Genomic DNA, 1,301 nt, shown 5'->3' with positions numbered 1-1,301 from the left:
ATGTCTTGTCCTGAAATATGGCTACAGGTTAAAATTGATTTACGCTGTTTTTAAATATACCATATTCGGTGTTTTATAGTCTAAAGATAAATGTAATCTTACTTCGTTGTATAAATTAACAGCATTTTTTGTTGCTCTTTTTGCGTGAGCTACGTTTGTAAAGGTCTGGTCTAGATAAAACTCATCTTTTAAGATGCCGTTTACACGTTCAGCGATTGCATTTTCGTAGCAATGATTTTCTTGGGTCATACTAATATCTATCTTTTTTCTTTTGAGTATTTGTGTGTATACATTGCTACAATATTGTATTCCTCTGTCAGAATGATGTATTAGTTTATTGATGTTTTTAGCTTGGTAAATGGCCTTGTTTAGTGCTCTTACACATCCTTTTAGTTCTAGGCTATTGCTAAGATCATACCCAACTATTTTCCTAGAATGCATGTCAGTTATTAAGGCTAGGTAACAAAAACCTTTAACTGTTCTAATGTATGTTATATCAGAGACCCAAACTTGATTTGATTTAGTAACTTTCATATTCTTTATTAGGTTGTTGTACTTATAAAAACGATGATAAGAGTTGGTTGTTCTGGCACTAGTTTTCTTTGTTAGTGTTAGCATCTGATGTTTTCTAAGCAGATTAAATAAAGTGTCTCTACCAACTTTAATATTGCCTTTATTAAAATCTACATCTAATGATTTTACAAGTTTACGCACGCCTTCTCTAGGAAGGGATTTGCGTCTTTTTCTAACTATGTTTATAATCTGTTTCTCGAGTTCTAAACGTTTATCAGCTCTAGATTTGTATTTATAATAGGCATCTCGTTTAAGTCCAAAACAATGTGTTATAGTAGTTAAAGAAGCAAATCTCTTAGATTTCTCTTTAGCTTTAATTAAGGCTTTATACTTAGCTTTTTTTTTAGTTCATTAACAGATTTGTAACCAAGATCTTCAGCTGCTACTTCAAGATAAGAATCCAATACCATAGCATCGAGATCCTTTTTAAGTAGTAGTTTTTTAAGCTGTTCAATTTCTTTTTGAAGTGCTTTGATTCTAGATATTTCGTCTTTAGTTTCCACTTTTACTCTGGTGTTCATTAAGTCTTTACGATTGTACTTTTTAATCCATTCGTTTACAGTTGTAGGTGCAATGGAGTAGAGTTTACAAAGTTCGCTCTTTGTGTGTTTTCCGATTGTAAGTTCGGCTAAAATTTTTAATTTGAAAGGTTCACTGTAACGTCTAATTACTTTGTCATTTCTATACATAATGTTTAAAATTATGTAGCCTTATTTCAGGACGGGTCA

Annotated in this window: 2 protein-coding genes; both read right to left on the bottom strand. The window is 31.4% G+C overall.

The window, feature by feature from the left end; genetic code table 11:
• Positions 1-39: 39 nt before the first annotated feature.
• On the bottom strand, positions 40-891 hold the full coding sequence (locus Q0997_RS20140) for an IS3 family transposase (protein ID WP_299892501.1): 852 nt from the start codon (positions 889-891) through the stop codon (positions 40-42).
• Positions 891-1,262, bottom strand: coding sequence for a transposase (locus tag Q0997_RS20135; RefSeq protein WP_299892499.1), 372 nt, complete (start codon positions 1,260-1,262; stop codon positions 891-893). Before Q0997_RS20135 ends, Q0997_RS20140 begins: the two co-directional genes overlap by 1 nt.
• Positions 1,263-1,301: the final 39 nt, after the last annotated feature.

It is taken from the genome of uncultured Lacinutrix sp. (genome assembly GCF_947500325.1).
Classification (GTDB): Bacteria; Bacteroidota; Bacteroidia; order Flavobacteriales; family Flavobacteriaceae; genus Lacinutrix.
Note: the sequence above shows the minus strand (reverse complement) of the source record. Positions and strands in the feature narration are given on the sequence as shown.

What these genes read in the sequence shown, in the direction of transcription:
- Q0997_RS20135 (WP_299892499.1), bottom strand. Translation starts at nt 1,262, where the DNA reads ATGTATAGAAATGACAAAGTAATTAGACGTTACAGTGAACCTTTCAAA.